Here is a 17,365-nt window from a genome sequence, read left to right on the forward strand (position 1 = left end):
GAGCCAGCCCCTGTGGCATTACCCAACAAAGTAAAAAAGTTGCTCAGCCAAGCTGAGCAACTTAGCGATTATCGCGACTGTTCTGGTTATTTTTATAAGTGGCTACAGAACGAATTTTCTAAACAACCCGTCAGCAACTTAATCAATGCCCGCGCTGAGTTTATTGACCGCTTATTGATTAAACTGTTTCACGACTTTGACCTTGCCCATGAAAGTGATTTAGCACTTATTGCTGTCGGTGGTTATGGCCGTGGCGAGCTACACCCCTACTCCGATATTGACTTTATGCTGCTGGTTAGTGAACAACCAAGTGACGCTGTATGCGAAAAAATTGGCCAGTTCGTGACGATGCTATGGGACCTCAATCTCGAAATTGGTCACAGTGTTCGCACTATTGAACAAGCACTGGAGCAAAAACGTGAAGACGTTACTTTTGCCACCAGCTTACTCGAAAGCCGTTTAATATTTGGCAATCACATTGAGTTTGAAAAACTCAAAATGCACTTAATCGACACGCCAATTTGGCGCTCTGATGAATTCTTTTTGGCAAAAGTACAAGAACAACAATTTCGCCATAAAAAATGTCATGGAACCGCCTATAATCTTGAGCCTAACATTAAAGAAAACCCAGGTGGCTTGCGCGATTTACAAACCATTATTTGGGTAGCAAAAAAGCACTTTAGGGCTGAAACATTACAAGAACTCATTAATCATGGTTACCTCACTCATGAAGAATACCAAGAACTCTCAGAGTGTTTAGAAAACCTGTGGAATATTCGCTTTGCCTTGCACATCGCTGCGGGACGTTCTGAAAACCGCTTATTGTTTGATCACCAGCCTCATGCTGCCGAAATTTTAGGTTTTGGTAGCGACGGTAAAGCGTCGGTCGAGCGCATGATGAAACGTTTATTTCGCATTATGAGCCGTGTACGAGAGCTTAACCAAATGTTGCTGTCTTACTTTGAGCAAAGCATTTTGCCAGGTGCAGGCGAGTTACCCGTTGTAGAGCTTGACCGTAACTTTGAGCGTATTGGTCATCAGATTCGGGTTAAAAACCCTTCTGTATTTTTCCGTCGCGACCAACTCTTTGTGTTGTTTGAGCACATTGCCGACAACCCTGAAATTACGCATATTTACCCAAGCACGATTCGTACAATGCGCCAAGTACGTCGCCGTTTATTAGGTGATTTACAAGATTACGCGGCGTGTCGTGAAGCATTCTTACGGTTAATTAAACACCCTAATGGCATGGGCCGAGCATTCACGCTCATGCACAAACACGGCATTATTGCGGCTTACTTACCGCAGTGGCGAAATATATTCGGACAAATGCAATTTGACTTATTCCACGCCTACACTGTGGATGAGCACACGCATAAGCTTATTAATAATATTTACAAATATTTTGATAAGTCTCGAGTCAGTGAGTTTCCTCTGTGCAGTGAAATCGTCACCCGCATGGATAAACCTGAACTGTTATATTTAGCCGGTATTTTTCACGATATTGCCAAAGGACGAGGTGGCGATCACTCAGAGCTTGGCTCGGTCGATGCCTTAGCGTTTGCCAAACTGCACCGTTTTCCTGCATCAGATGGTAAACTTATTGCGTGGTTGGTTGGCAATCACTTACTTATGTCGGTCACCGCGCAACGCAAAGACATTAACGACCCTGATGTAATTAAAGACTTTGCCAGCAAGGTGAAAAATGAACGCCAGCTCGATTATTTATATTGTTTAACACTGGCTGATATCCGTGCTACAAATGATAACTTGTGGAATGATTGGAAAAACACCCTACTGCGAGAGCTGTATTTACACACCCAGCGCGCACTGCGCTTAGGGCTTGAAAATCCAATGGACCAACGAGATCAAATTCGAGACAAAAAACGCCAAGCAAAACAGCGCTTGCTTAATCTTGGCTGTAACGAGGATCAGATTGATTTAATTTGGAGTCGCTTTAAAGCTAATTATTTTACCGCTTTTAGCGAGCAGCAGATTTCATGGCACACAGAGCATCTGTTAAACAGTGCAGACTTAAGCCAACCCAGTGTCATGGTGTCTGACACAGCAATGCATGGTGGCACACAGGTATTTGCTTACAGCCCCTATTCTGGTGGCTTATTTGCACGCCTTGTGAGTGTTATAGGCTCTAAAAAAGCACAGATCCAACATGCGCAAGTATTAACGACCAAAGACGGTTATGTGCTGTTTAGCTTTGTTATTTTAGAAGTGAATGGCGATCCTATCGCCAGTGGTCGTGCACAGTCGATTAAGCGTGCATTGGATCTCGCGATTAATGATCCTAAAAAGAAAATTCGCTTTAAAAAGAATCGTTCGCAGCGCTTTAAAGACTTTAATATTAAACCAAAAATTGTGCTTAGACCGCATGCACGAAAAGACCGCAGTCTAATTGAAATTCAAGCAGTGGATATTCCGGGCTTACTCACCAAAATAGCCGAAGTATTCCAAGCATATTTACTGCATATTCATGCTGCACGGATCACCACAGTGGGCGAACGCGCAGAAGATTTCTTCGTGGTATCGAATAATGAATACCAAGCATTAACAGACGAAGAACAAGCAAAAATTCATCAAGCATTGCGTAAAAAACTCAACGCAGAAACCGAATAAGAGGATCTTATGTCAGATTTAAAAACCATGATCGAAAACGCCTGGGAAAACCGCGATAGTATCAGCCCAAGCACAGTATCAAGCGAAGTAAAACAGGCCATTATTGATGCGCTTGAACTGCTTGATAGCGGCGCGGCTCGTGTTGCTGAAAAAATCAGTGGTGAGTGGGTTGTTCATCAATGGTTGAAAAAAGCAGTACTGCTGTCATTCCGTATTCGTGATAACCAACCAATGAACGATGGTGTTAATCAATTCTACGATAAAGTACCACTAAAATTTAGCGACTATACGCCAGAGCAATTCCAACAAGGCGGCATGCGCGTAGTCCCTAACGCTGTGGCGCGCAAAGGCAGCTTTGTTGGTAAAAACGTGGTGCTTATGCCTTCTTACGTCAACATTGGTGCTTACGTTGACGAGGGCACCATGGTCGATACTTGGGCAACCGTTGGCTCGTGCGCACAAATTGGTAAAAACGTTCATTTATCAGGGGGCGTAGGCATTGGTGGTGTACTTGAGCCACTTCAAGCAAACCCAACCATTATCGAAGACAACTGCTTTATTGGCGCACGCTCTGAAATTGTTGAAGGCGTTGTTGTTGAAGAAGGCGCCGTTATTTCAATGGGTGTATACATCAGCCAAAGTACGCGCATTTATGACCGTGAAACCGGCGAGGTTCACTACGGCCGTGTACCAGCGGGTGCCGTTGTTGTACCGGGTTCACTGCCTTCTAAAGATGGTTCGCACAGCCTATACGCTGCCATCATCGTAAAAAAAGTAGATCAACAAACGCGCGAAAAAGTAGGCATTAATGCACTACTTCGCTCGATTGATGAGTAATCAGTGATTTTACACAGTCTGTTATGACTAAAAAGCGCTTTCCTTAATGAGGAATAGCGCTTTTTTTATACCTGTTAATTTTCATCAACTTTATTAAATTGTTACATCTTATTTCAAAAACACACTTTATCGCGTATTTACAGCAACCCAGCGTCTACTTTGACATACATTCCATTAAACTTACTGGCACTTTTTTTACGTCGCATTACAATGCACACAAATTGATTTTGGAACACATACAATGAATTTGACGCGCAGTTCACTGAAGAACCCAGCGAGTGTTATTGTCATCTTAGTACTGATTATGTTGTTTGGCATGTTGAGTATTTTCAAGCTGCCAATTCAACTTACACCCGATATTGAACAACCGCAAATCACTATTTTTTCAGGTTGGCGCCAAGCCGCACCAGAAGAAATAGAATCCGTGATTATTGAGCCGCTCGAAAACGCAGTAAAAAACACGCCTGGCGCTTTAGAGGTAAATACCAATATCAACCGAGGTAATGGCTCTATCACCCTTACTTTTGCAGTCGGGCAAAATATGCAGCAAGCCATGCTCGATGTACTCACAAGTCTAAACCAAGCACCGCCACTCCCCTTAGATGCATTCGACCCTGTGGTATTTGCAGGCGGCAATAATGGCGAAGCCGCTGCCACTTTATTAGTGACTCCCACGCACTACAACGCCGATAGCTTAGATCTTGATATGGCACAGTTTCAAAAACAAATCGACGAATTTGTTGAGCCACGTTTAGCCCGTATTCCCGGTGTTGCCCGCGTTGATTTAGCTAGTGAACGACCAAAAGAGTTGCGCATCACCTTTGATCCTCACAAAGCCGCAGCCCTTGGCGTAAGCCTTGACCAAATAAGTAACGTATTAGCTAGTTCACGCGATACCTCAGGAGGCCTTGCTAATGTCGGACGCCGTCAATATACCGTGCGCTTTACGGGTCAGTATGATTTGTCGAGCATGGCACAAATGCGCGTTGGTTATTCTGGCGACAGGCCAATTTACCTTGGCGATATTGCACGCGTAGAACGCACTTTTTCTGACCGTTTAGGCATGAGTGGCCGAAATGGTAAACCGGCGTATTACATTCGAATTTCGCGCGCCAACGAAGCCAATACTGTCGCACTTCTTGATGACATAAATTTAGCGATTAAAGAGCTAAACGAAGGTCCTCTTGCTGAAAATGGCTTATCGATTGAGTTAAGCTTTGATGCCTCAGTGCATATTCGTAACGCCTTATCATTAGTGAAAAGCAACTTAGGATTAGGTGTACTTTTATCATGCTTGATCTTATGGTTGTTTTTCCGCGGGTTAAAAGCCACGTTTGTGATTGCCGCTACAATCCCGGTGTCGTTGATGGTGGCGTTTTTAGCCCTTAATATTTTTGAACGCAGCTTAAATGTTATTTCCCTTGCCGGCCTAGCCTTTGCTGTCGGCTTAGTTTTAGATGCTGCTATCATAGTCCAAGAAAATATAGCCCGACTCAGAAGCGAAGGCTTTGATACTAAAAAAGCGGCATTAAAAGGAGCAGCGCAAGTCACCGGTGCCTTATTTGCGTCAACCACCACCAGCGTTGCTATTTTTCTCCCTATTCTCTTTATGGCAGGCATTGAAGGTCAGCTGTTTTCAGACCTTGCACTCACCCTCTCTATTGCGGTCATTGCCTCAATGGTCTGTGCCATTACACTCATTCCATTAGCGAACCATGTTTGGCCTGACACTGAACTAAAACCCGATCCTTATCGTGCTTATTGGCAAAAACTAACTAACTTCATCATGGCACTCACTAACACCCGCACTAAGCAACTGCTCTGGATTGCCTCGTTATTAGGTGGCTCATTAATTGCCACCATGACTATGCTGCCAAAAACTGACTTTATGCCCAGAGCGCCAACTGATGGCTTTTTCTTTAACTTGAATACCCCACCGGGTGGCAATGTGCAATTTATGGAAGAAGAGTTATTAATGCGTATCAAAAAACGCTTAATGCCTTACTACACTGGTGAGAAAGAGCCAGGAATAAAAGACTTTAACTTTTATGCATTTGGTTCCAACGCTGGCGGATTTATTTATTCGGCTGATCCACAACGCGTTGAAGAATTGATGAAAGTTGCTCGAGAAGAAATTTTCATCGACTTACCCGACACGCAGGTATTCTTCTTTCGAGGTTCTATGATCCAAGTCGCGAATGGGGGAGATGGCCGAGATATCAATATTGATCTAACCGGTCCGAACATGGATGACCTGATTTCAGGTGCTAATGTCGCCTTGCAAGCAGTCACAGAAGCAATGCCAAATGCCACAGCAAGACCACAACCGCGTTTAGATATGGCCGAACCAGAGCTCAGGCTTACACCTAACGACCGCCGTATTACTCAAGCAGGGCTAACTCGCCGTGACGTTTCACAAGCGGTACAGGCTTATACAGGCGGCTTATTTGTTAACGAATACTTTGACGGCAACGAGCGCATGAATGTAATTTTGCGAGGCACTCCATGGCAAACCCCTGAAGAACTAAAAGCCTTGCCCATTGTTACACCGCTCTCGGGCATTCAAACGCTGGGCGAGCTTGCCCAAATTAAACGCACTGTTGGCCCTACACAATTACGCCGTGTTAACGGACGTCGCACAGTGAGTATTGTCGTCACACCACCTGCCGATATGAGTTTGCAACAAGCACAAGCTATTTTAGCAGAACACGTTATGCCAAAAGTACGTGCCAGCTTACCCGAAAGTGCTGGCGCGATTTTGGCTGGCAACGCACAAAAAATGAATTCAGCTATGCAAGAGATGACTCTCAACTTTTTACTAGCCTTGTTTATTTTATTCCTGCTGATGACAGCATTATTTAAATCTGCAAAAGACAGTGTCTTGGTACTGCTAGTTATGCCGCTGGCGATAGCTGGCGGGGTACTGGCCTTGTTTGTGCTGAATTTATTCACTTTCCAATCACTCGATTTATTGACCATGATTGGCTTTATCATTTTGCTGGGATTAGTGGTCAATAATGCGATTTTATTGGTCGACCAAACGCGTGTTGCGATGTCTGCAGGGCTTAACCGAGAGGCTGCAGTTCGCCAAGCAGTGCTACTTAGAGCACGCCCCGTTTATTTAAGTACCTTAACGAGTTTATTTGGCATGTTACCGCTGATGTTAATGCCCGGTGTTGGCTCAGAGATTTATCGCGGTCTTGCGACCGTCATTGTAGGCGGCATGGCTATTAGCGCGCTATTTACGCTTATTTTAATGCCGAGTTTATTGCAGCTTGGCAGGCAATTACCACCAATAAACAATAATCAACAACCCGAAAAAATGCCTTTAAGCTTGGTATCGAATCAATGAGTGATAAAACGATGATAAAAAATATACGTATTGTAACCGCGGTATTATGTGCCTTCGCCTTTCATGCTTTCGCGGTCGTCCCTGTCACGGTCGATACAGTGAGTAAAGCACAGCTAACCAGTGAAATTGAAGTAAGTGGCACTTTATACGGTAAAGACGATGTCACGCTTACCGCAGGAATTAGTGGACGTTTACTCTATGTGGTAGAGCCAGGCACTTTAGTCAACCAAGGTGATACGCTAGTGCGCATGGACACTTTACCACTGGAACTTGAAAAAGCCCGTCAGCAAGAAATGCTCAACCGTGCAAAAATAAACCTGCGTTTATACGAACAAGAGTTAGCCCGTTTACAAAAACTCGCAAAAGCGAGCAGTGCAGCGGCAAGCCAAGTTGATGGAATGCAAAATAAACATGACCTCGCTTTGTCTGATATTGCCCTTGCTGAGGTAGAGTTAAAGGTGATCGACGATAAACTATCCCGTGCGACCATCAGCGCCCCCTTTTCAGGTGTTATCAGCGAGCGCTATAAACGTGCTGGACGTGAAATAAACCGCGCCGATGAATTAGTCACCTTACTCGATATCACTCATTTAGAAGTGCGTTTATATGTCCCTGTTAAATACCTTAAGTTTTTACATAAAGACATTGCACTGCAGGTCAAAGCAGGCGATTTATCAGCACCTGAAACAACAACCGCTAAAATTACAGCAGTGATCCCATCTACAGATCCGCGTTCACAAACAGTCGAAGTACGTGCCGCATTGCACGTATCTCAAGAGCAAGTATGGGCGATAGGTCAACTTGTCGATGTTACTGTTCCATTAACAAGTAAAGGCGATGTGTTATTAGTGAACCGAGATGCCCTCATTTTACGTAAAAATGGCACGCATATCGTAAAGATTGATAACGCCAGTACAGCAGCACAAATTCCCGTTATCGTTGGCAGTGGCAAGGGTCAGCTTGTTGAGGTAAGTCCCCTCACTCCTGCGTCTCTTAGTGCCGGCGATAAAGTGGCAATAAGGGGAGCTGAACAGTTGCAAACGGGCCAAAAGGTTGATGTACAAATAAAGCCCGAATAAAAAATGAGTAAAGTATAAAGCCAGTGTCACTGGCTTTATATTCCTAGGCTTTTAACTGACTTTAAATTGCTTCACAATTTGGTCTAGCTCAAGCGCTGTTTGCGCTAAGCCATCAGCAATCGCTGCTGCGCGCTCTGCACCATCCATCGTCTCATGTGCTTTTTCGTTAACATGTTGAACACTTTCACTTATTTGCATACTCACGACATTTTGCTCTTCAGACGCACTGGCAATTTGTACATTCATATCTTTAATTGTGCCTACCGATTGTGAAATTTGCTCGAGGACTTCACCGGTTTGCTCAGTTTTCTCTGCGGTTTGCTCCACATTTTGCATATTCATTTTCATCGAATCGACTGAGCGCTTCGCTTCATTCTGCAAATTAGAAATCATCACTTGAATTTCTTCAGTACTTTGTTGTGTCCGACTTGCTAAAGAGCGCACTTCATCTGCAACCACTGCAAAACCGCGTCCTTGCTCTCCAGCCCTAGCAGCTTCGATGGCCGCATTTAAAGCTAATAAGTTAGTTTGGTCAGCAATACCTCTTATCACATCTAAAATGAAGCCCACTGACTCAGTTTCTGCTTCTAAGTTTTCAATCGTTTTGCTCACGTTCAACATGGTCTCAACCAACTCGCCCATTGCGTGATGCGTTTGTGAAACTACTTGCGTGCCCGTCAGTACTTCATTATCGGCTTTTGTTGCTGCCTCGGCAGCCATTTGTGCACTTTGCGTAATCTCATTAATGGTTGCTGACATTTCATGCATTGCAGTGGCTGTTTGTGTTAATTGGTCAGATTGATGTTCTGCACCTGTTTTAGAACTCGCCGTTATCGTTGTTAAATCTTGTGATGTGCGCGAAACTTGCGTGGTAGATTCACTGATCTGAGTCAGCATTTCGTTAAGCTTTGACACCATTTCGCGCATCGCTAAGTAAATTCCTGTTTCATTTCCATGCTGACTAAAACGATATGTTAAATCACCTTCAGCTATCGATTGCACAATGGTCGCTATTTCGCTCGGCTCCCCGCCAATAGGCGCTTTTATTAAACGCGAGATAAAGATACTTAAGAAGATACCCACAGTAATAATTATGATGGCAAAGACTAAAATGGTGGTAATCGCATTTTCACTGCTGGCTTGTATCATGGGGCCAATTTCATCTTGGCGGTTTTGGCTGGCGAGTTTAATACGTTCAATTTCCTCAGCTATTTGCGGGCCTATTTTATCAAGTGTCCCAATTATATTATTACGCTCTGTAATCAAGGACTTTACTTGCTCAAGCCCTGTAATATAGTCATTCGTTCTGGTTTTGAAATCAGACAATAATCCCTGCTCTTTTGCATCAAAAAGGCCCGCTGACAATTGCTGAGTTTTAGCTTGAACGCCCTTAAATTCTTTTATTGTTCTGTCAAAATCGACCAGTGAGTTGCTGACTAAAAACTTTGCAGCATACAATCGCCCAAGTAATAACGACTCTTGCAATTGTGCACTTAAAAATAATGCTGCGCTGTTTTCTTTGTTTTTACTCAGCACCATAATTTCAGTTAAGGCCTCACGCATAAACTGCCCATTTCCATCGAGCTTATTTTCGACTACATCATCGCGTTTTTCTACTAACTTAACGATGTCTTCAAAACCATTTTTATAATTACTTGCTCCTTTTTCTATTACTGTCATTGCTTTTACTTTCTCGGCATCAGTAAACTGTTTTTTGCTCTGAGTGATTAATTCACTGAGTAAATTATGACGCTCGTTAAAATCGGAAATGGCTTGAGGTTCTTGATCTTTCAAATATTTGAGTGCATTTAAGCGTAGAGTTAATACGTTTGATTGGACTCGTCCCGTGATATTGCTATCGCGTGCATTTACGCGATAATCAACAAAATTATCATAGCCTGAGTTAAGGGCTAACAAGGCGACTATACTGACTACCCCTAGCAGGACAATCATTGCACCAAATGCAAGATACAGCTGTGTATTTAACCTGAACTTCGTAAACATAATGTTCTCTCTGTTTAATTGCAGTACCCTATGCATGATGGCTTCCTTACTAAAAATCTCGTTAAGTATAGGAAACAACAGTGAGAATGATATGTTATGAGGGGAAATAGGGGGAATTTAAGAAATATCTGATATGTAAGTAAAAATCGCCCTAATTATTCCAGTTTTATAAACAATTAAACCCCTCTAAGGAAATCTGTTTAGTTTGCTCATCGACATTACTTTTTTGATAGATTTGTAAACTATCTTGATGAACTTTAAAACTAAATTCACCTGCCCACGGTAATGAAGCAACCGGGATTTGGCGATAAAAACCATAACGGTCATAGCAAATATATGAAATATGATGGTAAACATCAGTAAAAACGCCATAGTCAGCTGTAAATACACTAATATGCTGTTGCTGCTTAAAATACTTTGCCTGTGTCCCTGCAACAAGGTACCAAAAACACAGACTCACCATAACCACAAGTTGAAGCCCTGCGACAATGAATAATAAAAGATGTCGTCTAGCAGTTGGCTGAGTCTCTAGTGCTGCTCTGCCTGTGTCACACCTGTTATTTTTGAGTAATAAATAAATGCCCGTTATGACCATAAACAGCTTAATAATGAGTAACGCAACGCCTATTTGATACATCATTTTTGGGCTATGCCATTGAATGCCAAATACAGGAGGTACAAAAAGGCTGTCGATTAGCGGCAATAAAATAAGTAATGAGGCTATGATTAGGCTTTTATTCTTCATTGTTTTCTACCGTGTTGTTTCATAACGCAAATACACTATATAGGCTTTTTCTTTTTAACAAAAATAAAAAGGCGCGACCTTGGGTCACGCCTTCTGGGCAGAACTTATTGCGTTTTATAATGCAGCAAAGACATCGTCAGTTTTTGCAGCACAAATAAAATCGTTTTTATGTAAGCCTTTAATTGAGTGGCTCCACCACGTAACAGTGACTTTGCCCCACTCTGTAAGTAAACCTGGGTGATGGCCTTCTTCTTCAGCCATATCACCTACTTTATTTGTAAATTCAAGTGCTTGTTTAAAGTTTTTAAACTTATACACACGCTCTAATTGCATAATGCCGTCGCGCACTTCTGGTACCCAATCAGGGATCATTTTAATTAATTCTGCTAACTCAGCATCAGATACTTTCGGCGCATCAGCACGACACGCTTCACACTTTTGTGTGCTTAATGAAGACATTATAAATCCTTAACTTGCTAATTTTTCTTTAGGTGGAAACTTTGGCTCATGAAGCCCTAATTCTTTTGCTTTACTCACCAATGACATGATATCCATTTGTGAGATATCAAATAAGTCATTAATCGAATTAATGGTGTAGTACACAGGCTGCATTATATCAATACGGTACGGTGTGCGAAGCACATCCAGTACATTCATTGCATTGATTTCTGGTTTATCAGAGTACACGTACTGCGTTTCACCTGGGCTTGATAAAATACCGCCACCATAAATACGCAAGCCTTGGTCTGTTTGCATTAAACCAAACTCAACAGTAAACCAATATAAACGTGCCAGATACACACGATCTTTTTTCTCTGCTGCATACCCTAATTGACCGTATTTATGCGTAAACTCAGCAAATGCAGGGTTTGTTAACATTGCACAGTGACCAAAAATTTCGTGGAAAATATCTGGCTCTTGTAAGTAGTCAAACTCTTCACGGGTGCGAATAAACGTGGCCACGGGGAATTGCTTATTAGCTAACAAACGGAAAAACTCGTCAAAATCAATTAACGCAGGCACAGGCGCAACTTGCCAGCCAGTGGTTTTTTCCAGTACTTCGTTTAATTCACTTAATTGGGGAATACGATCTGAAGGAAGGTTTATTTTTTTTAAACCCTCAAGGTATTCATTGCAGGCTTTGCCTTCAATGCAAGCGAGTTGGCGAGCAACCAGCTCAGACCATATTTTGTTTTCGTCTTCGCTCCAATGGATCACCCCATTTTCATCGGGTTGCTTGGAGGTGTAATTACTTGCTTTAGCCATAATAACCTTCTTCGTTAAATCTTGATCAGCACGATAAGAATCACTTTAACTTGTTAAGTCGATACTATGTAAAAGTAAGCGAGATTTTAATAGTTTTGGGTGTTTCTACTGTTTGCAGAAACACCCCCACTGTAAATAAAAAATTACACCAAAAGATCTAAATATTTACACACCCCGTTAAAAAAGGGATACAACAGCATTTTAGTGTAAACTTAAATACACACCCTACCCAATAGATGTAAATGCAGTTTTAAGATCGTTAATTATGTCGTTAACATCCTCTAAACCGACTGATAAGCGAATTAATCCATCACTAATGCCAGCCGCAGCCCGTTCTTCTGGTGTATAGGGAGAGTGAGTCATAGACGCGGGATGCTGAATGAGGGTTTCAGCGTCACCTAAACTCACTGCTAACGTACAAAGCCGGGTATTATTAATGAAGGTTTCACCTTGTTCTAGGGTGCCTTTAATTTCGAACGCGATCACACCACCCGCTGCTTTCATTTGTGTACCTATAAACTTATGACCTTGATGTGATTTAAGGCCAGGATAATAAACCTTGCTCACCAACGGGTGCTGCTCTAAAAACTCAGCAACCACTTGGGCACTCGCACAATGGCGCTCCATTCGTACTGCAAGCGTTTTTAACCCTCTGTTTATTAACCAGGCATCATGCGGACTAATCGTTGCGCCAATATCTTTAAGCACGGTCATTTTTATTAAATTAATGTGCTCATTAGAACCACACACAATCCCAGCAACCACATCGCCATGTCCGTTCAAGTATTTAGTCGCACTGTGAATAACAATATCGATGCCATATGAAGTGGGTTGCTGAAGTAAAGGCGTTAAAAAAGTATTATCAATAACACTGAGCAACTTATGTTGTTTCGCGACTTCTGCAATTAAGCTTAAATCAAGCACCGTCATAGTTGGGTTTATCGGCGTCTCAGCAAAAATCATTTTACTGTTTGGTTTAACAGCAGCACGTAACGCGGCTTCATCGCTCATATCAACAAAACTGACTTCTATACCGAAGCGAGGCAGCATGTGAGCAAAAAAAGCAAAAGTACAACCGTAGAGTGCACTTGATGCCACAAGGTGGTCACCATGCTGTAAAAAGCTTAATACTGAGGCTGATACTGCGCCCATTCCCGTTGCTGTTGCTGCAGCCGCTTCACAATTTTCAAGTTGTGCAACTTTTTGCTCTAACTCTTGCGTGGTTGGGTTACCTAAGCGAGTGTAAATAAACCCCTGCTCTTCACCAGCAAAACGAGCAGCCCCTTGTGCTGCACTCGTGAACGCAAATGTTGAGGTTTGATAAAGTGGCGCACTCAGTGCGCCGTGAGGATCATTTGGCTTTTCTGGACCATGGATACATTGTGTATGTAAGTGATGCTTAGTCATTGTCTGTTCTCGTTTTTATTATCAGTACTTCATACTCATAAATAAAACGCACATACAGCCTAACCACAAGCATGCCGGATGCTCAGATGGCTAAATATCACTCAACCGTTTTTATTAACTGTACACAAATGTTGTCATTGAGTCTTTTCGGTGTCTTTATCGCTGCTGCGCGAGGCTATTTTTCGCGCAATACTATTAGCCGTTTCTTTTAATAGGCTACGTTTGTGCTCTAAACGTGGCAATGGCCTACTTAACTCCATGGCTTTATAGCCAATGCGAGCAGTAAAAATACCGGCGCTAAGCCCTTGCGCGGCACGGCCCGACAATTTACCCAACAGCTCTGCGCTGAGTGCCGTTGCAGCCAGATCGGACACCAGTTCAGCACTGCCTACAAAAAGCACTTGTTTGATCAACAAGCGATACAATTTTATGCGACTTGCATAACCAAAACCAATGCCATAAATACGACCAATTTGCTCAATTAATTTAGTGCCACGCCAAAGTACCGCCATCATATCAACCAGTGCAAGTGGGCTTAATGCCACCAATAAGCCCGATTCTGTGGCAAACCGATTAATCAGTTTCTTTGCTTGCTGATCTTGGCTGACTAATAAGCTGTCTGCATATAACGTCATGATTTCTTTGTCGGTATGATGACTGGCTATTTGTGTTTTAAAGTCATCAAAGCCTGTGAGTGCTTGATGTTTATTGAGTTTTTCAAGCCAAGGCAGCGCTTCACCTACTTGCTCACTATTAAGTAATCGATCAGCCTCTGTACGATGTAGCTGATTGCGCTTTAAGCTGCGCAGCATGCGATACTCACGCCAAATAACACGGCTAATCAAGAGCACGCCACTTAGTACCGCTGTTAAATACACTGAACCGACAATAATCGATTGCTGAAACGCCACATACAGCGACATACCAAATTCAAGCAAGACCAAGACTAAAAAGCTCACTACAAAAAGGCTTTTTAATGTTTGCCATTTTGACTTTCTGTATACCGGTGCCAGTTCTATGTCGTCAGTTAATTCGTCATCGTTTTCAATAAACTCTGCATTTTCAATTACCTTTGCAGCTGTAAGCTCCTCAGTCGGTGCTTCATTTGCTGCAGAGCTCGCAATACGGCGCCCAGCTTGAAAATCAACCTCGTTCGGCTGTTTACTCATGTTAGTTTATCTCCTATCAGATACTGCATGACATGATCTAAACGAATATGCTTTAACCGTTTATCAGGGCATGGTAATGGCGAAAACGACAAAAACTCAAAGCCTTGTGCTGGCCACTCGTGTTTATTCAATAGTCGTGAAGGTGGCTGGGGGGGTAAATAAGTGACCCACTCATGTTCGCCCAATGGTTTACCGTAAATACAGGCTAATTGCTGGCCTTTTTCTACAACTTGGCGCGGCTCTGTCGCACAAATTGACGACATAGCCATGGTTTCAATTTGTACGCCTTCAAACTTTAAATGGTTGCTTTGATCATGCACGATTGAATCAAGCAATAATGCTAAATCTTTATGATACTGCGCGCTAATATGGTCTGATTTATTTGCAGCAAACAACAGCTTGTCGATGTTAGGTTTAAACAAACGTTTAAAGAAACTGGCTTCACCGTAATTAAAATGTGCAAGCAATTGGTTTATTACACGACTTTGCTCATGTAACGTTTCGGCCCCTTCGTTCAATGCACTCAAGACATCCACTAGCACAATTTGTCGGTCAAAATGGCGAAAATGTTGCTCATAAAATGGCTTCACAACTTCTTTTACGTAGGCCTTATAGCGCTTTTTAAGGTGCGCTAAATTTGACCCTTCAGCGATTTCCTCTGGTACGTTTGCGACCGGGAAAAACTGCAGTAAGGGGGCACCTTTAAGTTCACCCGGCATCAACATTCGCCCGGGTTGTAACATGGCAAGTTTGGTATCTTGCTTTAAACTGACGAGTAACTGCTGGTACAGTGCTGCCACCTCAGCAAGTAAACTTTCATCAACACTGGACGATAAATCGAGCTCTGCAAGTGCAGATAAAAATGGCTGAGCTTTTTCATTGCGCGCCGTTTGCATAAGCAATGAATATTGTAACTCACACCAATCAGCAAATGACTGCTCAAGCATTGGCAAGTCGAGTAACCATTCACCTGGGTAATCAATGATGTCTAAATACAAAGTGGATTGCGGTGCAAAATGACCACGAAGCCCTGAATTACTTTGATACTTGATTGCCAGTCGCAGTGTGTTGATACGCTCAGTTGATGCCGGCCATGCCGGTTCACCTTCCAGGGGCAATAATGATGACAAAGCCTGATTATATTCAAACGTTGGAATGGTGAGAGCTTGCTGAGGCACCACTTTGGTTGCAATATGGCGTTTTTCACGCATTACATTAAAAAATGGTAGGTTTTTATCATCAGCTTGACTGGTTAAATGCTTAACAAGTGCGGTTATAAACGCCGTTTTACCACTGCCACTTAATCCTGTTACAGCAAGTTTCACGTGTTGATCTAAACCACGATGCAGCGCTTTTTCGGCTTTGTTTTTTAATTTATTAAAGGTGTTCTTTGCAAATGATTGGCTCATACAGTGTCTAGCACCCTATTTGCGCTTGGTTTCACATTGCAAACAAGGTGCTTTAAAATCCTTTAAAGTTTGTTAATTTCACGGCTAACCGTAAATTCAGTTGAGGTGACATAGCGTTCCATCTCTTGTAAACGACCATCAACTCGCGCAAGACGCTCTTTTAAATCTTGCAGTGCACGGCGAGGTGGTTCCCCTTTTTGCCATACTTTAAATTTCACTTCAAGCGGGTCTTGGTGAATACTGTCGCCAGTTTTCATTGTTTTCTCTGATGGTTTCTTATCTAAAATAAACCACGCAGCAATGTAAGCAACAACAATAAATGGCCCACCCGATAACAACACTGCGGTGACGACAAGAATGCGTACGAGCCAAAGCTCCATATTAAAGTAGTCGCTGATACCCGCGCACACACCGGCTATTTTACCGCGCTCTGCGTCTCTGAATAATTCGCGTTTGGTACTCATACTTTACGTCTCCACTGTGGAGCCTCTTGATCAAGTAAGGCTTCTAATGTTTCAACTCGCTCTGCCATTTTGTCTGCTTTTTGTGCAAGCTCTAACAGCTGGCGATGTTCGTGTTCACTTAAACCTTGACTCACTTGCTTTTTACTACGGTAGTGTAAAATAAGCCAAAGTGGGGCAACAACCACCATAAATACAATAATGGGTGCCATCAAAACTTCTGCGTCGAACATGATTCTCTCCTGTCAATCCGTTATGTGTGTAAGCATTGGGGGACTTGCCCCCATTTTTTATTTTTTATCTGCCAGTTTTTTCTTAAGCTCAGCAAGCTCATCATCAATCTTTTCGTCTTGCTGTAGACCCGCAATTTCGTCAGCTAATGATTTTTTACCAAGATCATAAGACTCTATTTGAGATTCTAGACCATCGATCTTGTTTTCGTAACGTTCGAAGCGGTTTAGCGCATCTTCCACTTTTGAGCTATCAAGCGCTTTTTTAACTTCTAAACGTGACTCAGCTGAACGTTGACGTAAGATAATCGCTTTTTGACGTGATTTAGCATCAGCCAGCTTCTCTTGTAACGTACTTACTTCTTGCTGAAGCTTTGCAATATGAGATTCAACATGCTCAAGCTCAGATTCAACAGCAGCCACAGCATCCGCAGACTTTTGCTTTTCAATCAGTGCTGCACGCGCTAAGTCATCACGGTCTTTGCTTAGTGCTAACTCCGCTTTTTCTTGCCAATCAGCAACCTGTACTTTTAATGTATCAACGCGACGTACTAATTCTTTTTTCTCAGCAAGTGTTTTTGCTGACGTAGAGCGTACTTCTACTAATGTATCTTCCATCTCTTGGATGATCAGACGAACCATTTTTTCTGGGTCTTCTGCTTTATCTAAGATGGCATTGATATTAGAATTAACGATGTCTGCAAAACGTGAAAAAATTCCCATAACATTTACCTCTTTGGTGTTTTAACTTAATCAGTTGGTATATCTAGTATCA

General features: G+C 42.6%; 14 protein-coding genes. 4 read left to right on the forward strand and 10 right to left on the reverse strand.

Annotated features, from left to right (window positions below; translation table 11 throughout):
- Nucleotides 1-12 precede the first annotated feature (12 nt).
- From glnD to ACSSVW_RS07205, 4 genes are all read left to right on the forward strand, one after another.
- Nucleotides 13-2,631: a [protein-PII] uridylyltransferase gene (gene glnD / locus ACSSVW_RS07190; RefSeq protein WP_454179076.1), complete on the forward strand. Its 2,619-nt coding sequence runs from the start codon at nucleotides 13-15 to the stop codon at nucleotides 2,629-2,631.
- 9 nt (nucleotides 2,632-2,640) lie between these two features.
- Entirely contained in the window at nucleotides 2,641-3,468 is an 828-nt protein-coding gene (dapD, locus tag ACSSVW_RS07195) for a 2,3,4,5-tetrahydropyridine-2,6-dicarboxylate N-succinyltransferase (RefSeq protein WP_036969760.1), read from the forward strand.
- Between the two features lie 241 nt (nucleotides 3,469-3,709).
- The gene (locus tag ACSSVW_RS07200) at nucleotides 3,710-6,820 is read left to right on the forward strand and encodes an efflux RND transporter permease subunit (protein ID WP_454179077.1); all 3,111 of its coding nucleotides are present in this window, start codon (nucleotides 3,710-3,712) and stop codon (nucleotides 6,818-6,820) included.
- Entirely contained in the window at nucleotides 6,817-7,899 is a 1,083-nt protein-coding gene (locus ACSSVW_RS07205) for an efflux RND transporter periplasmic adaptor subunit (RefSeq protein ID WP_454179078.1), read from the forward strand. Before ACSSVW_RS07200 ends, ACSSVW_RS07205 begins: the two co-directional genes overlap by 4 nt.
- A 51-nt stretch (nucleotides 7,900-7,950) precedes the next feature.
- Here ACSSVW_RS07205 and ACSSVW_RS07210 read toward each other — a convergent pair whose 3' ends face one another.
- The 10 genes from ACSSVW_RS07210 to pspA form a co-directional block, all read right to left on the reverse strand.
- Nucleotides 7,951-9,939 carry a HAMP domain-containing methyl-accepting chemotaxis protein gene (locus ACSSVW_RS07210; RefSeq protein ID WP_454179079.1) on the reverse strand — a complete coding sequence of 663 codons (1,989 nt, stop codon included), beginning with the start codon at nucleotides 9,937-9,939 and terminating at the stop codon, nucleotides 7,951-7,953.
- A 130-nt stretch (nucleotides 9,940-10,069) separates the two neighbouring features.
- Nucleotides 10,070-10,648: a hypothetical protein gene (locus ACSSVW_RS07215; protein ID WP_182396220.1), complete on the reverse strand. Its 579-nt coding sequence runs from the start codon at nucleotides 10,646-10,648 to the stop codon at nucleotides 10,070-10,072.
- Between the two features lie 114 nt (nucleotides 10,649-10,762).
- Nucleotides 10,763-11,107, reverse strand: a complete 345-nt coding sequence (locus ACSSVW_RS07220) for a 4a-hydroxytetrahydrobiopterin dehydratase (protein WP_036969771.1) — start codon at nucleotides 11,105-11,107, stop codon at nucleotides 10,763-10,765.
- Nucleotides 11,108-11,116: 9 nt separating this feature from the next.
- Nucleotides 11,117-11,914, reverse strand: coding sequence for a phenylalanine 4-monooxygenase (gene phhA / locus ACSSVW_RS07225; protein ID WP_036969774.1), 798 nt, complete (start codon nucleotides 11,912-11,914; stop codon nucleotides 11,117-11,119).
- 225 nt (nucleotides 11,915-12,139) lie between these two features.
- On the reverse strand, nucleotides 12,140-13,321 hold the full coding sequence (gene megL, locus ACSSVW_RS07230) for a methionine gamma-lyase (RefSeq protein WP_454179080.1): 1,182 nt from the start codon (nucleotides 13,319-13,321) through the stop codon (nucleotides 12,140-12,142).
- Between the two features lie 134 nt (nucleotides 13,322-13,455).
- Entirely contained in the window at nucleotides 13,456-14,490 is a 1,035-nt protein-coding gene (locus ACSSVW_RS07235; RefSeq protein WP_036969781.1) for a YcjF family protein, read from the reverse strand.
- Nucleotides 14,487-15,899: a YcjX family GTP-binding protein gene (locus ACSSVW_RS07240; protein WP_065979749.1), complete on the reverse strand. Its 1,413-nt coding sequence runs from the start codon at nucleotides 15,897-15,899 to the stop codon at nucleotides 14,487-14,489. Before ACSSVW_RS07240 ends, ACSSVW_RS07235 begins: the two co-directional genes overlap by 4 nt.
- Nucleotides 15,900-15,961: 62 nt before the next feature.
- The gene (gene pspC, locus ACSSVW_RS07245) at nucleotides 15,962-16,363 is read right to left on the reverse strand and encodes an envelope stress response membrane protein PspC (RefSeq protein ID WP_036969787.1); all 402 of its coding nucleotides are present in this window, start codon (nucleotides 16,361-16,363) and stop codon (nucleotides 15,962-15,964) included.
- Entirely contained in the window at nucleotides 16,360-16,593 is a 234-nt protein-coding gene (pspB, locus tag ACSSVW_RS07250) for an envelope stress response membrane protein PspB (protein ID WP_036969793.1), read from the reverse strand. The genes pspC and pspB overlap by 4 nt, the downstream gene beginning before the upstream one ends.
- A 57-nt stretch (nucleotides 16,594-16,650) precedes the next feature.
- Nucleotides 16,651-17,313, reverse strand: coding sequence for a phage shock protein PspA (pspA, locus tag ACSSVW_RS07255; RefSeq protein WP_036969796.1), 663 nt, complete (start codon nucleotides 17,311-17,313; stop codon nucleotides 16,651-16,653).
- Nucleotides 17,314-17,365 lie beyond the last annotated feature (52 nt).

The sequence above is a fragment of the Pseudoalteromonas sp. MBR-15 genome, assembly GCF_053628915.1.